An 18179-nucleotide genomic window follows, 5' to 3' on the forward strand; every position below is an offset into this window, starting at 1 on the left:
CTTTTGGCTGAAGTTGATTGACCTTCGCTGACATTGCGTTCAAGCGTTCTACAAAATTCATTTCACTGCTCCATTGCACATTCACCCGATTGGGATCGTAGAGGCGCAACGCTACTATGGCTCAATCCACCTCTGTTACTGGCATTCCATCCACGCTGGATGCTTGGACAGCTAAATGATATTTGGGCAACTGCTATTGCGCTCAGAAACGCCTTTGATCCGAGCACATTCGAACGACTCCTTTGGCCGCTAGCGGTCGCTTGCCGTTGTCCGCTTCTGGCCGGATGCGGCTGCTTGCGAACGTCCACTTACGGCCGAGAGCAGACAAACTCAAGTTTCTAGACATATGACTATCAGCTAAAAAACTACCGCCTAGACACTTAGCTCTCCCTATAAAAAGCCCCGCATCCGCGGGGCTCTTTCACGGCTACCTACAACTTCTCCCCTCCTCCCTCTCCAACACCGCCTCCACCAACACCTGAGCCATCTCGATCAACCGCACGCCTGCCAATACCACCTTGCGGCTGGTCGCAGGCATGTCTTCGGTGGATTGATGGGTGGCGCTTGCTGCGGACTCGAGGATTTCGCAAGCGTTGCTCAGTGCTTCTTCGGTACTCAGGTTGGGGTCCACACGGAACAGCTTTCCCGGGCGGGTGTGAGGAACGGGGATATCGTTTGCGGTAGGGAACAGGTAGTGGTTGATGGCCTTGTGGGCTGCGCTTTCGAATTTGGCAGGGTCCATTTTGGCGCTAGAGAAGCTGTCTGCCATGACGGGTGGATCAGGAACGATTTTCTTCATGAAATTGACTCCCAGTGCATCCTTCAGGAGCCGTCACCATCGCTACCAAACGAAAGGGTGGCGGCCGTACGCAGGTTGGTAGACCGGAGCACCAGGAACCCGGCGCGCACGAATGCGCCCTACGCACGGCCACCATAGAAAGCGTAGGCCGAAAAAAAAGCGCCTCGCTGAAGGTGGCGCCTTGCGCAACATCGGGCTGCCAAACCCGGTCGCTGATTTTGCAGCGACGGGCGAGGGTTAACGTCGCGCCCTTTGCCGTGCAACCTGAAAGCAGCGCCTGTTTGTATCCAGGGATTAACGACGGCTTATCTACCCGCCCACTCCCAACCAATAACGAGAAAGGCCCGCGATCTCCATCGCGGGCCCTGTTAGTGAGTCAAGTTACTCGGTCACGTCCAGTTGGCCGCCAGCACAGGTTGCAAGGCCTGTTGCTCGGCCGCGCCGAAGGTCATGGTCGCCGGGGCTGCCGGCGCGAACGCCGCCATGGCCTGGACCAGGTTTTCCACATCGTTGCCCAGCAAGCGGTGACGGTCGCCGGTCATGATGTCCCGTGGACGCTCGGGGGTCGCGGCGTACCAGTTGTGCAGCGTGACCTCCTGTTGGCTGCCGATCACCGAGATCTGCAGGTCCTGTCCTTCGTGCTGGAACCACAGGCGTTCGGGGCTGATGTCCTGGCCGAACACCAGCTGGCCCATGCTGCCGCTGAACTCGAGGTCGTTGACCCCGTGCCCGACTTCCACGGTGGGCATGCTGCCGCTGACCAGCACCTTGTTGTTGCCATCGCCCAGCTTCACCGTGGCGAAGGAGCCGCTGTCGGTGATGCTGTTGTTGCCATGGCCGACCGTGAGCTTGTTGATGTCGCCGGCGATCACGTTGTTGCCGTTGCCCAGGGTGATCTCGGCGCGGCTGCCCGTCACGTTGACCTTGTTGTCACCGTTGCCGGCCACCAGCTTGGCGCTCGAGGCCTCGACGTTGATGGTCTTGCTTTCGTCGCCCAGGCTGACGTTGGCGAAGAAGCCCTTGACCGTCATGGTGTTGGGATCGCTGGCCACGGGCGCGGGATCGACGCTCGGCAACGGGCTCAACGTGAGCGGGTCGCGCGACGAGCTGGTCACCGGGTCCACGGTGGTGGGTGTCGGACGCGAACGGATTCTGTCGCGGATCGACGCGAACGAGAAATCCTCGGTGTCAGTCACCGATGGCACCGGATCATCGAACTTGAACCGCGGGTCCGACGCCGTCGGGAAATCGGGCACAGTAACCCGCGGGCGACTCACAATATCCAGGTCGCGATGGCTGGTATCGACCACCGGGATATCGGGAATCACAATCGGCCGCGGGCTCGGCACATCCACCGGCGTGCGTCCCCCTTGATCGCGTCCGACCGGGCCGATATCCGGCAGCTTCGAAGGCTGCAGCGAACCGATGCCGCGCTCGGCGAGAATCTGCTCGATAGTCTTGCGCTCGGGAACCGTCGGCCCCTGATTGCCGCCACGCTCGGCCAGGATCTGGTCGATGGTCTTGTGTTCCGGCACTTTCGGGTTCAGGTCGATACCCCGTTCGGCGAGGATCTGCTCGATCGTCTTGTGTTCCGGCAGGGTGATGTCCGGGATCGTCACCGAAGGTTTCAGCACCGGATCGACCACTGGAACGCTGACGGTCGGATGCAGATCGACAGGCGGCAGCGGCGGCACCACGACAGGCTTGTCGACACCAGGACGCTCGACAATTGGCGTCAGCGTACCCGGTACAGTCACCGTCGGCTGTTCCACCGGAGCCACCACCGGGCCGACTGGCGCCACCACCTGCGGTGCATGCTCGGCGAAGATGAAGTCCGAGGCGCTGACCTGCGCCACATCCAGCGCATCCAGGTACAGCAGGTTGACGTTCGAGTCGGCGCCCTGGGCGCCGGTACGCGTCACATACACCCCGTGAATCTGCGTCAGGCCGTTGAGGGTCGCGCGATTCTTGTGCTCGATGGTCAGCTGGCTGAAATCGGTCACTCCGGTCTGGCGCAGGTCGATCTTGTCGATGCCATGACGGAAGCCGCGCAGGGCGTTGTTGTAGTCCTTGACGCCCGACTGGGCCGCCACCACGAACACATCCGAAGTCGCGCTGTCATGGCTGTAGATGGTGCCGCTCAGCGAAGCGACCATCTTGCCCTGGGCGTCGCTGCTGTACATCACGCCCTTGCCGCCGCCGTTGAGCAGCACGGTGCCCAGGCCTTCCTGCGGCTTGACCGCCGAGGCGTCGCTGTTGACGTAGGCCGTCGGGGCGACAAAGGTGTCCTGGAACTTGAAGTTCGCCGCGCCGATCCCGGCCAGCGACTGGTTCTTCAGGACAATGCTCTGGCCCTTGGCCAGGTCGATCTTGACGTCCGCACCTTGCTGGCTGAGCACCAGGTCGGTGAACTTCTTCCCGGCAAACCCCACCAGGTCGATGATCTCGCCACGGGCAGCCTCGAAGTGGCTGATGACATCGCTGCCGCCATCGCGGCGATGGACCACAAAGAAGTCCTTGCCCGCGCCCCCCGTCAGGCTGTTGTTGCCACGCCCACCGTCGAGCAAGGCATCGGCATTGCCAGCCACCAGCACATCGTTGCCGTCGCCGGTGACGATGTTCTGAATGCTCGCCGGATTTTTCACCGTCAACGCCGCGCCGCCGAGGCTGGCGACACCGGTCAACAGGTTGACCGAGCTATCTCCGGAAACGGCCGCCGCGTTGAGGGTATTGCGCCCGCCCGCGACACCGTTGACCGCGTCGTCCAGGACGCCACGGTTGGCATGCCCGACCACCGACTTGAGGTATTCGTCGGTGTAGAAGTAGGTGTCGTCCGGGGTGCTCTTGCTGCCGTACAAACGCAGCGACCAGGCATTGAGCGTGACCGGCAGGCCGGAAGCCGAATCGCTCACCTGCAAGGTCCAGTTGCCCGCCGAGCGCTCGCCGAAGTCATGGGTCGTCATGAAGGTGTATTTGAACGATCCCGACTGCGTGCTGCCAAGGTCCGTGGCGCTCGCCCCCGGCATGCCGTCCGGCACCTTGCCCTGGCGGTTGAGCAGGACGCTCTGGGTGCCGTCGGGCGAGATCAGCTTGAGCGTCAGGTCGCCAAGGCGGCCCACCTGGGCGTCGAAATCGATCTCGACGTGCTCGACATTGAGGCCGGCATTCATGGCGATGGACGTGCTCAGCGTGCCCCCCGCCGCCAGGTTCTTGCCCAGGGCGCCGCTGGAGGCGCTGTAGACATACTCGTTGGCGCCGGTGCTCTGGGTCATCCAGGCTTCGGCCAAGCGCACCGCGGCCCGCGCATCGACTTCGCCGAAGCCGTAGTCGTTACTGGTATGCATGCCGCCGCCGTTCCAATTGTGGGCGGCGTTGTCGCTCCACTGGCTGGACGGATCGTTGATCTTGCGCGCCGACAACGCGAGGATCTGCTGCACGTCGCGGTAGCCCAGGTTCGGGTTGGCCTCGAGCATCAGCGCGACGATGCCGGAGACGATCGGCGCGGCAAAGCTGGTGCCCTGCATGCTGGTGTAGTCGTTGCCGAAGGTCGAGCCACGGTCGGTTTCCAGCATATGGCTGGTGGACACCACGTTGCTGCCCGGCGCCGACACCAGCAGGCTGGCGCCCGGGTTGGAGAACGGCGAGGAGCCGATCTGCAGGGTCGACAAGTCGCCCTGGGCATTGATCGCGCCGACTTCCACCGAGAAACGGTTGTTGTTGGTCAAGGAGCCCTGGGCATTGCCACCGGTCGCGCGGCTGTTGCCGCCAGCCGCGACAATGATCGTGCCCAGGCCACCGCGACCGTTACTCGCGGCGTACTGGGCATTCATGCTCAGCGCCGTGGCGGTGTTGACGAAGCCGTCCTGGAAGCTGCTGAGGGCGAAATCGTTGGTGAAGCCCCAGCTGTTGTTGGCAATGTCGAAGCTGACCATGTGCCCCAGCCCGGCGAGGTCGGCGCCGCTGTTGGCCAGGTAGTAGCCGCCCAGCGTCGCGCCGTAGGCCACCCCTACTCCGCCCGTACCATTCTTGGCCGCGACCATCACCCCCGCCACCATGGTGGCGTGGTTGGACACCAGGCCCGGCAAGCTGCCGTTGCTCTGCTGGGTCTGCAGCCAGGCCTGGTCAACGTTGGCGGCCAGGTCCGGGTGGGCGATGTCGAAGATCTCGGGCGCGGTGGCGAACTGGCCGCCCGGCTCGAACTGGCCGATGCGCACGCCCTTGCCGGTGTAGTCCTGCCAGACCGGCAGCACGTTGGTATCGCTCAGGTACCACTCCTGGGCCGCCAAGGGGTCCAGCGGCACTTCCGGGGTCAGCAAGGTCACCCCGGCGCGCATCGGCGCGGTCTGCCCGCTGCTCAGGTCCACCACCGAAGCCGACAGGTTGCCGGCGGCATCGACCACGCCGTACTTGAAGCTGAGCAGGCCGGTGTAGCGGGCATCCGGAGTGAAGAGCACGTCGCCCTGGGCCGTGAGGCTGACAGAGCCGCCAACCGCGTCGCCGACGTTGGCGATGCGCAGCGCGCCCTGGCTGTTGAGGTGTTGATCGTTGGCCAGCAGGCTCTGTGCGGCAATCAGGTGAGGCTGGGTCCGGTTGAAGGCCTTGCCGTCCTTATCGAGGCTCAGCACGTCGGCCACCGGCATGGCGTTGGGGGTCTGCAGATCGACCGCCGAGATATCCGAGAAATTCAGCTTCTGGATGTTTTTCAGGGTCACCGTACCGTCGCGCCCGGCGACCTTGTCGGCCACTTCATAGCCGCTGGCGGTGCGGGTGATGCGGTAGTCGCCATGGTTGCCATGCAGCGTCACCAGGTTGATCCCGCCGTCGCCGTCGATGGTCGCGTTGCCATGGCCGACTTCGATCACGTCATTGCCCGCGCCACCGAAAATCCGGTCGGCGCCGCCACCGGCGTGAATGATGCTGCCGCCTTCGGCGGCGTAGATCACGTCGCCCTGGGGCCCGGCGTAGATTACCGCCTTGCCGCTGCCGCCGATGATGGTGTTGTGGCCGCTGCCACCGACCAGCACGTCGCTGCCGCCACCGCCCACCAGGGTCGAATTGCCGGAGCCGCCCTTGATGAAGGCGCTGCCGCTGCCGCCGCTGATCAGGGTGTCGTCGCCGCTGCCACCCTGGGCGATGGTCAGGCCGGCCTGGGCCATGTTCAACACCACGCCTTTGTCGCCGACGACGATCGCCGTATCGTGGCCGCCGTTGCCGTGGAGGTTCTTCATGTCATCCGAGGCGCTGACCACAAACACATCGTCGCCCTTGCCGCCGACATAGGTGTTGCTGCCGCCGCCACCCACCAGCCAGCCACCGGCCGGCGCGGCGATCAGCGTGTCGTTGCCGCTGCCGCCGTACAGGTTGCCCACGCCCAGCTGCGCGGCGTCCAGGGTTTCGCCCGTGGTGCTCTGGCTGGCATAGGCGGTGGTGGTGATGCCGTTGCTGGTCGAGGTCACCTTGGTGCCCGCGCCCTGGGCGCTCAAGGTGTTGCTGACCGGGTCACCGAGGAAATCCACCGCCAGCGCTTCCTGGCTCTTGCCGTTGATGGTGAAGGAACCGGTGGCGAGCACCCGGTTGCCGTCCCGCACTTCGGTTTGAGTGGACGCCGCGGCCCGCACGTTGATCTGGGTGATGCCCAGCTCGGCCAGGGTCTTGAGTTCGCCGGCATCGACTTTCGCGTCATGGGTGCCGTCGACCCAGACCCGCAGCTTGCTCCAGATCGGATCACGCTGATCGATCACGCCGTCCTTGTTGCCATCCTCGCTGGCCAGGGCGGCAAAACCGTCCTTGAACTTCGCCTCGCCCGCCGCGCCATTCACGCCGGCCTTGCCGCCGTAGTACTCGGAGAACATCTGGCTGACGTCCTTGATCTGGCCGCTGCCATCGTCGATCACCAGCATGCCGGTGCTGCGATCGGCCCAGCCGCTGCGCTTGAGCGTGCCGCTGTGGTCGGTGTCGAACAGCACGCCGTCACGGATGTCGGTCATGTGCACGCCGTTGCCGGTCAGGTCCAGCAGCAGCGGATCGACGTAGGTGTTGAAGGTGGTCATGGCCGACAGACCGTTCAGGGTCACGGCATTGCGCAGGCTGAAGTCCGGCTTGGTGCTGTCCGGGGCCTGGTAGAAATTCGACAGGTAGGTGTTGGGCCGGGCATTGGGGTCGAGCTGCATCTCACCGGGACGAATACCGCCCGAGGCCAGGCTGGCCATCTGGGTCGAGGTGAAGTCGGTTTTGTTGAGAATGCCGCCGACGGCAAAGATATTGTGCGTCGCGGCGTTCTGGATATAACCGTTGGCGACGTCCTGCTGGGCTTTGCTTTCTCCCTGGATGTGTTGTTGGGGTTGGGGGGATGGGTTGATCGTGATATTGATCAGGTCCTTTTCCGGCGTTGCCCCTGTGCCACCTTCGAACAGCCGGTAGCGGTTATCCGCCATGAAGCTGTTGAGTTCGCGCCAGAGCTTCCAGGTTGGGCTGGCATCGAGCACCGAATCCCTGTTGATCACCCGCTCGAGGCCGGCCATGTTGGACACCATGGAGCTCATGATATTGAGCGCAGTCTCGGTCTTGGTCGCCCCCGAAACCTCGATGAAGTCACGGCCCATGCCAAAAGGCGGCGGCAGCATATCGGCAATCGCACCGGGCCATTGCCAGGCTTCCAGCTTCAGCTCCTTGACCATGCCTTTGGTTTCAAGAACCGTGACGATGTTGGCCGAGGTCACACCGCCGCCTTTCAGCACATTGCTGATGGTATCGATGGCAAGTTTGTCGGAGACAACCTGGAAGGCGTCATCACTGAGTGGGCGCCCGGTTTTCGCTACCGAGTACTGGATCGACCCGCGAACCAGATCGGTCAGAAAGTTGCTGCGATCATTCGAGTTGATGGCTTTGGCCGTCGTCAACCAAGTCGCTACCGCCTGCAGGTCGGCCATGTCCTCGGGCCTGTTACCTTTGGCAATTTCACCCGCGACCACATCGCGTATATAGCCATAGGCTCCCGGATAATCTTTCTTATCCGAGAGACGCTGCAATTCTTGTAACTGTGCTTCATTAAAGGTTACCAGTGCCACGCTCTATTTCCTTATTTCACTATTACCTTACCGAGGGCACCGAGAACAAAATCGTCCACTGCCCTTACATCCGTAAGTTCCTTTGGGTATTGGTAGAAAACCCATAATCCGCTGCCATACAGGCGGTTCGCCCGGACCGTCGCCACATAGTCCGAGACATACACCGAGACACCGTCTTTCCCTGTGAACTTGCGCTCCTGGAAACCACCGACCTCATAACCCTCGACCCCATCCGCCAGCGCCACGGGATGCTTCCCGCGCAGGTGCCTGTCGGCGTCGAAGCCTTCCATGGAGATACGCTCGATAAACAAGGCTATCGGGTAACGGCTGCCCTTGGCGTCGTCGCTGACCACCTCTGCCGTTGGATACTCGAGGGTGAATTCGATGCCGCTGCTGCCGTCATAACGCACCAGGCGACAGGCCTGCGGACTCATGGCGAATCGAAAGGCAGGCACGTCGTGCTTGATGGATGAAAACTCACACCCGGTAAAAACACTGCCATCCCCCGTTGAATGAAGTTTCATATAGGGGCTGTCTTGCGTGGTTGGCAGCAAGGAGTACAGAAGCAGCACGACTGCCGCTGCCGCACCAAGCCAATACAGACTTCGACTTACGGATCTGGCCATACCGGTTACTCCCCACACACTGAAAAAATCATTGATGCCTGGCGATACGCCGGGAACTTCACTTCAACCGTCCTAGCGCTCGCGCAGACTCTCATCCACATGCTGTTGCAAGGGGCTCAGGAAGTAGTCGATCACCCGGCGCTGGTCGGTCTTCACTTCCGCGGTGATCGACATGCCCGGCGACAGCGCCACGCGTTGGCCATTGACCATCAGGTGATCGGACTTCAGGCGAATGCGGCTGCTGTAGATCGGTCCGCGCTTCTCATCTTCGATGGCGTCGTTCGAGACATTCAGCACCTCGCCGTCGACGGTGCCGTATTTGGTGAAGGTGAAGGTTTCCACTTTCACCGTGACCGGCTGGCCAGCGCGGACGAAGCCCACGTCCTTGTTTTCCAGCATCGCTTCGACTTCGACCGGTTGGTCGGCGGGCACGATGACCATCAGCGGCTGGGCCGGGGTGACCACGCCGCCGACGGTGTGGATCGCCAGTTGTTGCACGGTGCCGTCCACCGGGGCCTTGAGGCTGGTCAGGGTTTCCTGGTAACGGGCCTTGGCCAGTTCCTGGACCAGGCTCGCGGCTTTCTGATTGGCTTCCTGTTGCAGGTCGAGCATGGCCCGGCGGTTCTGCGCCACCACGCCTTCGCGCCGGCGCCGCGCTTCAGCCTGGGCGGCGGTGGACTGCAAGACACTGGCCTGCTGCACGCTCAGCTGGCGCAGCAGGTCGAGGCGCGCCTGCTCCTTTTCCAGGTACTCATGGCGCGCCACGTACTGTTGCTCCAGCAGCCGCCGGTAGTCCTCGGCCAATTGCGTGGCGATCGGCACCGTTTGCCGCAGGCTGGCCACCTGGGCCTGGGCCGACTGGATTTCGGCGCTGCGCTGGAGGATTTCCGCGTCCACCAGCTCCAGGTTGCTGCGGTACTCCTGGTACTGCCCCTGCAACCAGCGCTGGGCGCTCTGCACCTGCTCCGGGTTGGCGTTGGCGCCGGCGTTGGCAAGCGGGCCGAGCAGCGATGCCGGCGGCTGTTGCTGGTTGATCGCATCGAGCATGGCCGCGCCACGGGCGCTGTCGACGCGGGCCGCCAGCAGCTCGCTCTGGATCCGCCTGACGTCGGCATCCGCCGCCGTCGGGTCGAGTTCCACCAGCAGTTCGCCGACTTTCACCGCCTGGCCGTCACTGACGTGGATCGCCCTGACCACCGCCGTTTCGCTGGACTGAATCAGCTTGGTCTTGCCATTGGGCACGATCTTGCCCGGCGCGACCGCCACCACTTCGATCTTGCCGATAAAGGCCCACAACAGGGCCAGCACGGCAAAGCCGAGGATGCTCCAGATAAAGATCCGCGGCGCCGGGTGCACGGGGGTGTCCTGCAACTCCAGGGCGGCGGGCAAAAACTGCGCCTCATGGGGCAGGCGCTGCACGCTGTCCATGCTTTTGCGCTGGCGCCAGGCGTGCTGCCAGGCGTCGCGGTAGCGCTGCAATAACGAAGGAGTGGCGCTCATGGGCAATCGGTCCTTGAATCCGGATGGCATCCAGCCCCGCCCCCTGCGGCGAGGGCGTTGGCCGAACAAATAACCTGTGAATCGGGCGCTGTTCAGCCCTGCTGCATGCGGTGCAGACGCGAATAGTGGCCGGCCTGGTGCGCCAGCAGTTCGGCATGGTTGCCCTGCTCGACGATCTGCCCGCGGTCGACCACCAGGATGCGATTGGCATCGCGGACCGCCGACAACCGGTGAGCGATGATGATCACCGTGCGCCCGGCGCAGATGCTTTGCATGTTCTGCTGGATGATCCGTTCGGACTCGTAGTCCAGCGCACTGGTGGCCTCGTCGAAAATCAGGATCCGTGGGTTGCCGATCAAGGCCCGGGCGATGGCGATGCGTTGCCGCTGGCCGCCGGACAGCGAGGTGCCATGCTCCCCGACCATGGTGTCGTAGCCTTCGGGCAACTCCAGGATGAATTCGTGGGCCCCGGCCATGCTGGCGGCATGCATCACCGTTTCCAGCGGCGCGCCCGGATCGCTCAGGGCGATGTTTTCGCGGATGCTGCGGTTGAACAGCATGTTGTCCTGCAACACCACGCCGATCTGCCGGCGCAGCGAGGACACGTCCGCCAGCGCCAGGTCCATGCCGTCCACCAGCACCCGCCCACGCTCGGGCACGTACAGGCGCTGGAGCAGGCGTGTCAGCGTGCTTTTGCCCGAGCCGGAACGCCCCACCACGCCAATCACCTCGCCGGCGGCGATCTGCAGGTTGATCCCACGCAGGATCTCCGAGCCGTCGGCGCGATAACGGAAATGCACCTGGTCGAATTCGATCTGCCCCCTGAGCGGCGGCAAGGCGCTGCGGGTGGCCTGGGAAAGCTCGGTACGGGTGTTGAGGATATCGCCCAGGCGCTGCACCGAAACACCGGTTTGCTGGAAGCTGGTCCACAACTGCGCCAGGCGCATGATCGGGCCGCTGACCCGGCCGGCCAGCATGTTGAAGGCGATCAGTTCGCCCACCGAAAGCTGTCCGTCGATCACCAACCGCGCGCCCAGCCAGAGGGTCGCCACCGTGACCAGCTTGCCGATCAGCGACACGCTCTCGTTGGCGATGGTGGACAAGGTCTGGGTCTTGAACCCGGCCGCGACATAGGCGGCCATCTGGTTGTCCCACTTGCGAATCGCCTGGGGCTCGACGGCCATGGATTTCACCGTGTCGATGCCGTTCACCGTCTCCACCAGGAACGCCTGGTTCTCCGCGCCGCGGGTGAAGCTGTCCTGCAAGCGGGCGCGCAACAGCGGGGTGACAAACAGCGAGACCAGCACGTACAGCGGCAGCGACAACAGCACCACCAGGGTCAGCCAGCCGCTGTAGTAAAACATCACCAGGATGAACACCAGCGAGAACAGCACATCCAGCAACAAGGTAATGGCGTTGCCGGTCAGGAAGCTGCGGATGTTCTCCAGCTCACGCACCCTGGCCACCGAATCGCCGACCCGGCGCGCCTGGAAATACGCCAGCGGCAGGTTGATCAGATGGCGGAACAAGCGCGAGCCCAGCTCCACATCGATACGGCTGGCGGTATGGGCGAACACGTAGCTGCGCAAGCCGCTCAAGGCCGACTCGAACAGCATGATGCCCAGCAACCCGGCGGCGATGACATCCAGGGTGGTCAGCCCGTGGTGCACCAGCACCTTGTCCATCACCACCTGGAAAAACAATGGCGTCACCAGGGCAAACAGCTGCAGGGCAAAGGACACCAGCAGCACTTCGCCCAGCAACTTGCGGTATTTGACGATGGCGGGAATGAACCAGGTGAAGTCGAACCGCGAGGTTTCCCCCGGCAACCCGGCTTCGGAACGCAGCAGCACCAGCTTGCCGGTCCAGCGCGCGGCCAGGGCCTCGAAGGAGATCACCTCAGGCCGGTCCGCACGCGGGTCCTGGATCAGCGCCTGGCCCTGATCCAGCTTGGCGATGATGAAGAATGTGCCGTCGCCATCGGCCGCGATCGCCGGCAATGGCGTGCGCTCCAGGCGCGCGATGGAAGTGCTGACCGACTTGGCCCTGAGCCCCAGCTTGCGGGCGGCGAGCAGCAGTTCGCGCTGGGTGAACGGCTGGTTCTCTGGAGCGAATTCATGGGCCAGTTGCTCGGCGGACGCCGCCACCGAATGAAACCGGGCCAGCATCACCAGACAGACCAGGCCAGTGTCCGGCGTGGGCGACTCGGCGCCCCTTCCTTGTTCGCTCATAAGCTTCCATGCATGCCGCGTTTCGGCCGTAAAGTCCTAATATTTCAAGATGTTATATCAAACAAGAAACAATTAGTATCAATACGACATCATTGATTGAGATTTATTTCACTCAGCTGTATGAGCTGCCCGTCAGAGCGCCTTGCGCTCCTGCGGTGGCAGGAAATCCCGATCGGCGTCGTAGTCTTTCGTCAGGTACATCGCCAGATCGCTCAGGTCCTTCGGGCTCAGGGTTCCCGCCGCCTGCTTGAGCTTGAGGGTGTCGATGATGTAGTCGTAGCGCGCGTTGTTGTACTCACGCACCGCGCTGTACAGCTGACGCTGGGCATTGAGCACATCCGCGGTGTTACGCGAGCCCAGGTCCCGCCCTACCTGATTGGCCTTGACCGAGGCCTGGCCGGAACGAATCGTCTGCCGCCGGGCAATGACCTGCTCGATATCGGAATTCACCGCGCGGTAGAAATTGCGCGTGTTCTGCACCACTTCACGGCGACGGTCCTCGCGCTCGTCTTCACTCTGGGCCAGCCGCTCGGTCGCCTCGCGCACCTGCGAGCGGGTCATGCCGCCGGAGTACAGCGGAATATTCAGCTCCAGGCCGATGCTGCTTTGCGTGACATTGCCCCGATAGCCATCCCGTCCGAAATCGGTGGGGTTGCTGTAGCCGAAGCTGTCGTTTTCACCTTTGCGCCAGGACACCACCGCATCGACGGTCGGCGCATAACCGGCCTTGCGCTGGCGGTGGGTCTGTTCGGCGGCCAGCACCGCGTAGCTGCTGGCCTGCAACGCCAGGTTCTGGCGCACCGCGCGGCTGACCCATTCGTTGGCATCGTTGGGCACCGGCAGCTCCACCGGCAGTTGATGCTGAATGCCTTCGATCGTCGAATAGTCCTGGCGGGTCAGGCGGGACAAGGCCTCGAAGGCATCGTCGACCTTGCGCTCGGCGAGTTTGCGATTGGCCCCGGCGTTGTCATGGGCGGCCTGGGCGTCGAGCACATCGGTGATGCTCGAGGCCCCGTTTTCCAGGCGGGCCTGGGCCTGTTGCTGCTGGCGCTTGAGCGCCGCTTCCTCGGCCTTGGAGGCGGCGAGCAGGTCCAGGGCGCGCAAGGTTTCGAAATAGGCCTGGGCCGTGGTCAGCACCAGCCCCTGCTCCTTCGCGCCCAATTCAAGCTCGGCCTGGGCGGTGCTGGCATGGGCGGCTTCCAGTTGAAACCAGCGATCGGCACGAAACAGCGGCTGGTTGAGATTGGCCTGGAATACCCTGGTGCTGCGCGTGCGGGTCAGGCCGGGCTCATCCCGCTCCAGGCGCACCGACTCCACGGTGCTGCCGGCATTGAGTGTAGGGAGCAAACCGGCCCGGGCCTGGGGGACGCTTTCGCGCTGGGCCTGGTACTCGTGGCGCGCCGCGGACAGCTGGGCGTCATGCTCGACGGCCTGGCGGTAAACCTGCAGCAGCTCGGCACGCTGGGCACCGGGATCGGCGAAAGCCGGCATCGTCGCCATTGCCAGGATGAGCAACGGCGAGAAAAAACGGGGGGAGTGAGTCATAACAATCCATGTCGCATTCGGGTAAAACGGTTCAGCCAGGCTGATCAGGGCGCGCATCCTACGCCGTGACCAAGGCTGTCACAAGCGACAATTATGGCTACTAGCCATCATTTTCTCAGGCCTCGGATCAGATAAAACCGAATCCCCCCTGGCTTTGGCCTACAAAAAACCAGAATCGTCTTATTTATCGACCAGCTCAAACCCCGCATGCTTCGCCCCCGCAAATCTGCCCAGCACCTGAGCGCAACCTGGTTGCCCAGTCTCTGACCGGGACACGTTGCCGGCTCACACCTGCCCTGACCGCTGCCGCGTTCTCAACGCGCCACGCCACTCACCCACAGGACCCCAGCTGCCATGACTTTTACCCTCAACGGCCGCCGCCTTTTACTGGATCAGCTGCCGCCGAACACTCCCTTGCTGTATGCCCTGCGCAACGACTTCGGCCTCAATGGCCCCAAGTACGGCTGCGGCCTGGGCCAATGCGGCGCCTGCACGGTGCTGGTGGACGGCATCGCCGCCCGCTCCTGCACCCTGCCGCTGTCCAGCGTGCAAGGCAAACACGTCACCACCCTGGAAGGCCTGGTGCAGGAAGAGCGCCTGCACCCGGTGCAACAGGCGTTCATCGATGAGCAGGCCGCGCAATGCGGCTATTGCAGCAACGGCATGATCATGACCCTGGTGGCGCTGTTCGAGCGCGAACCCGAGGCCGACGAGCAGCGGATCAAGAACGAACTGGCCTACAACCTCTGCCGCTGCGGCGCGCACTTCGAGATCCTGCAAGCGGCGGCACGAGCCCGCCAGCTGCTGGCAGAGCGGGGGCGGCCATGAACGACCTGCCGTTGACCCGTCGCCGCCTGCTCCAGGCCGGCGGCCTGATCATGATCAGCACCCTGCTGCCCAAACCCCTGCTGGCCACGGCCGAGATTCTTAACTCGGGCGCATTGCCAGCGGACCCGACGCCGGACCACATCGACAGCTTCATCGCCCTGGACGCCGACGGCCACGTCACCGCGTTCTGCGGTCATGTCGATCTCGGCACCGGGGTACGCACCGCGCTGGCACAGATCGTCGCCGACGAACTGGATGTCGATTTCGAACAGGTGCGGATGATTCTCGGCGACACCGCCAGCACCCCGGACCAGGGCCCGACCATCGCCAGCGCGACCCTGCAGGTCAGCGCCCTGCCCCTGCGCCAGGCCGCCGCCCAGTTGCGCCAGTGGCTGCTGGAAGGCGCAGCGGAAATCCTCGACCAGCCGATTGCCGGGTTGCGGGTCGAGCGCGGGCAGATCTACGCCAGTGCGCGCCCCAAACGGCGCCTGAGCTACGCCGAACTGGCCCGCGGGCAGGACCTGCACCTGCCCCTGGACCCGCGCGTCAAACTCAAGGCGGTCGGCGCCGGTCGCTATGTCGGCCAGTCCACCCCGCGCGTGGACATCCCGGCCAAGGTCACCGGCCAACTGACCTATGTCCACGACCTGCGCCTGGACGGCATGCTCCACGGCCGCGTGGTACGCCCGCCCTACCCCGGCGCCGACGCCAGCGCGCCCTTGGGCCACGCACTGATCGCGGTGGACGCAGCGTCCATCGCGCACTTGCCGGGCATCGTCAGACTGGTGGTGATCGGTGACTTTGTCGGCATCGTCACCGAGCGCGAGGAGCAGGCCATCGACGCCATGCGCCAGCTCAAGGTCCAGTGGAAACCCTGGGACGCGCTGCCCGACCTGCGGCCGGACATCCTGCGTGAAACGCTCCAGGCCCACCCCAAGCAGGACCGCGTGCTGCGTGACGATCCCGGTATCGACAGCAGCCTGGGCACGCTCAACAGCCCGCTCGATGTCGACTATGTCTGGCCCTACCACCTGCATGCCTCCATCGGCCCGTCCTGCGCGGTGGCGATGATCGACGCCGAGCGCGCCGAGGTCTGGACCGGCAGCCAGAACCCCCATGACCTGCGCAAGGACATCGCCCTGCTGCTGGGGCGCGCGCCGCAACAGGTGCAGATCAACCGCATGGAGGCCTCGGGCTGTTACGGACGCAACTGCGCCGACGACGTGGCCGCCGACGCCGCCCTGCTCTCCCAGGCGGTCGGGCGGCCGGTACGGGTGCAACTGATGCGCGAGCAGGAGGCCGGCTGGGAACCCAAGGGCACCGCGCAGCTGATGCAGGTCCGCGGTGGCCTCGACGGCAAACGCGAAGTGGCCGCCTACGAATTGAAGACCTGCTACCCCTCGAACAACGCCCGGACCCTGGCGCTGTTGCTCACCGGCACCGTCGCCAACCGCCCCGACATCCAGCAGATGGGCGACCGCACGGCGATCCCGCAATACCGCTTCCCGCAGATGCGCATCGTCTGCCAGGACGCCACGCCGATCGTTCGCGCCTCGTGGATGCGCGGGGTCTCCGCGCTGCCCAATGTCTTCGCCCACGAATCCTGGATCGACGAGCTGGCCTACATCGCCCAGCAGGACCCGATCGCCTTCCGCCTGCGCTACCTGGACGACCCGCGGGCCCTGGCGCTGATCGAGGCGCTGAAAAAACAGGCCGGCTGGCAGGACGGCAGCGCCCACCGCTACCCGGCGCCGGCCTCGCAGGAATGGGCCAAGGGCCGGGGTTTTGCCTATGCCCGGTATTTCCACAGCAAGTTCCCCGGCTTCGGCGCCGCCTGGGCCGCGTGGGTCTGCGACCTGAGCGTCAACCGGCGCACCGGGCAGATTCGCCTGGACAAGATCTTCGTCAGCCACGACTGCGGGCGCATGGTCAACCCGGCCGGCGTGCGTCACCAGGTGCACGGCAATATCGTCCAGTCGTGCAGCCGGGTGCTCAAGGAATACGTCAGCTTCGACCGCTCCGGCAGCACCTCCCTGGAATGGGGCGGCTATCCGATCCTGCGCTTCGACGAATTGCCCGAGGTGGATGTGCAGCTGCTGGACCGCCCGGAAGAACCGTCCATGGGCGCCGGCGAGTCGGCCTCGGTACCCAGCGCGGCGGCCATCGCCAACGCGATCTTCGACGCAGTCGGCGTGCGCCTGCGGCAAGTGCCCTTTACCCCGGAGCGGGTGTTGCAAGCCTTGCAGCGAGCTCCCGAGACTGACCGCCCTGGCCAGGAGGCCCGCCCATGAGCAAACTCAAGAGCATCGCCGGCTGGAGCCTGACCGCCTTGAGCCTGGTCGCCACCGCAGGCGCCTTTCTCAGCTGGCAGCCGGCTATCGCGCCGCTGGACAATCACGACACCCAGTACTTCAGCCATGAGCAAGTCGCCCGGGGCGAGCAACTGGCAGCCGTGGGCGATTGCGCGGTCTGCCATACCGCGCCGGGCGGGGCACGCAACGCGGGTGGCCTGGCCATGCGCATCCCGTTCGGCACCCTGTACAGCACCAACATCACCCCCGATCCCGAGACGGGGATCGGCAGCTGGTCCTATCCGGCCTTCGAGCGCGCCATGCGCCACGGCATCGACCGCAACGGGCGTTACCTGTACCCGGCGTTCCCCTACACCGCCTTCACCAAGACCCGCGACGAAGACCTCAAGGCGCTCTACGCCTACCTGATGAGCCAGCCGCCGGTCCGCCACCAGCCACCGCCGACCGACCTGCATTTCCCCTTCAATATCCGCCCGGGCATCCTCGCCTGGAACTGGCTCTACCTCAGGCCCGGCGCCATGGCCGACGATCCCGGGCGCAGCGCCCAGTGGAACCGTGGCGCCTACCTGAGCGAGGGCCTGGGACATTGCAGCGCCTGCCACTCGCCCCGCGACCCGCTGTTCGGCGAACGCGGCGGTGCCCTCCACCTCAGCGGCGGCATCGCCGAAGACTGGAGCGCCCATGCCCTGGCCGGCGGCAATGCGCCGCTGGCCTGGACCGAGCAGGACCTGCTGGACTTCCTGCGCCACGGCTACAGCCCGCGCCACGGCGTCGCCGCCGGCCCGATGGCGCCGGTGATCCACGAAGGCCTGGCGCAACTGCCGGACGCCGACCTGCAGGCCATCGCCCATTACCTGTCCAGCCTGCAGCCGGCCAGCGCCACGCAAGCCAGCGCCGCCACCCTGAACCACCAGGCCGAGCAACGCACCGAACCCCTAGGCTCCCCCGGCGCCCGCCTGTTCTCGGGGGCCTGCATGGCCTGCCACGCCCAGGAAAAAGGCCCGACCCTGACCGGCGTGCGCCCTTCCCTGGCCCTCAACAGCAACCTCTACGCCGACAGCCCCGACAACGCGATCCGCGTGATCCTCGAAGGCATCGCCCAGCCGGCCAACCCGGAACTGGGCTACATGCCCGCGTTCCGCCACAGCCTCGACGACCAGCAGATCGCCGACCTGCTGGGCTTCCTGCGCCAGGACCTGGCAGGCCAGGCGCCGTGGCAAGGCGTGAAACAACGCGTCGGCCACATCCGCGCCAGCCTGCCACCCGGCTGA

The 18179-nt window shown here is 64.6% G+C and carries 9 protein-coding genes; 3 read left to right on the top strand and 6 right to left on the bottom strand.

What is annotated here, in order from left to right:
- Positions 1 to 427: 427 nt before the first annotated feature.
- The 6 genes from CXQ81_RS22005 to CXQ81_RS22030 all read right to left on the bottom strand — a co-directional run bounded on the left by CXQ81_RS22005 (position 428) and on the right by CXQ81_RS22030 (position 13768).
- The gene (locus tag CXQ81_RS22005) at positions 428 to 799 is read right to left on the bottom strand and encodes a DUF6124 family protein (protein ID WP_101338543.1); all 372 of its coding nucleotides are present in this window, start codon (positions 797 to 799) and stop codon (positions 428 to 430) included.
- A gap of 389 nt (positions 800 to 1188) precedes the next feature.
- Complete coding sequence (locus CXQ81_RS22010; RefSeq protein ID WP_101339461.1) at positions 1189 to 7008, bottom strand: S8 family serine peptidase; 5820 nt, start codon at positions 7006 to 7008, stop codon at positions 1189 to 1191.
- An 869-nt stretch (positions 7009 to 7877) separates the two neighbouring features.
- On the bottom strand, positions 7878 to 8492 hold the full coding sequence (locus CXQ81_RS22015) for a hypothetical protein (RefSeq protein WP_101338544.1): 615 nt from the start codon (positions 8490 to 8492) through the stop codon (positions 7878 to 7880).
- 72 nt (positions 8493 to 8564) lie between these two features.
- Complete coding sequence (locus CXQ81_RS22020; protein ID WP_101338545.1) at positions 8565 to 9992, bottom strand: HlyD family type I secretion periplasmic adaptor subunit; 1428 nt, start codon at positions 9990 to 9992, stop codon at positions 8565 to 8567.
- 92 nt (positions 9993 to 10084) lie between these two features.
- Entirely contained in the window at positions 10085 to 12223 is a 2139-nt protein-coding gene (locus tag CXQ81_RS22025; RefSeq protein WP_101338546.1) for a type I secretion system permease/ATPase, read from the bottom strand.
- 132 nt (positions 12224 to 12355) lie between these two features.
- Entirely contained in the window at positions 12356 to 13768 is a 1413-nt protein-coding gene (locus tag CXQ81_RS22030; RefSeq protein ID WP_101339462.1) for a TolC family outer membrane protein, read from the bottom strand.
- A 354-nt stretch (positions 13769 to 14122) separates the two neighbouring features.
- Between CXQ81_RS22030 and CXQ81_RS22035 the strand changes: the two genes are divergently transcribed.
- The 3 genes from CXQ81_RS22035 to CXQ81_RS22045 are packed head-to-tail and all read left to right on the top strand — an operon-like array spanning position 14123 to position 18179.
- Positions 14123 to 14596 (top strand): (2Fe-2S)-binding protein, encoded by a 474-nt coding sequence (locus CXQ81_RS22035; RefSeq protein WP_007922813.1) that lies wholly within the window; start codon positions 14123 to 14125, stop codon positions 14594 to 14596.
- Positions 14593 to 16887, top strand: coding sequence for a molybdopterin cofactor-binding domain-containing protein (locus tag CXQ81_RS22040; RefSeq protein WP_101338547.1), 2295 nt, complete (start codon positions 14593 to 14595; stop codon positions 16885 to 16887). Before CXQ81_RS22035 ends, CXQ81_RS22040 begins: the two co-directional genes overlap by 4 nt.
- Positions 16884 to 18179, top strand: coding sequence for a cytochrome c (locus tag CXQ81_RS22045; protein ID WP_101338548.1), 1296 nt, complete (start codon positions 16884 to 16886; stop codon positions 18177 to 18179). The genes CXQ81_RS22040 and CXQ81_RS22045 overlap by 4 nt, the downstream gene beginning before the upstream one ends.

It is taken from the genome of Pseudomonas sp. 09C 129 (genome assembly GCF_002843625.1).
Taxonomy (GTDB): Bacteria; Pseudomonadota; Gammaproteobacteria; order Pseudomonadales; family Pseudomonadaceae; genus Aquipseudomonas; species Aquipseudomonas chlororaphis.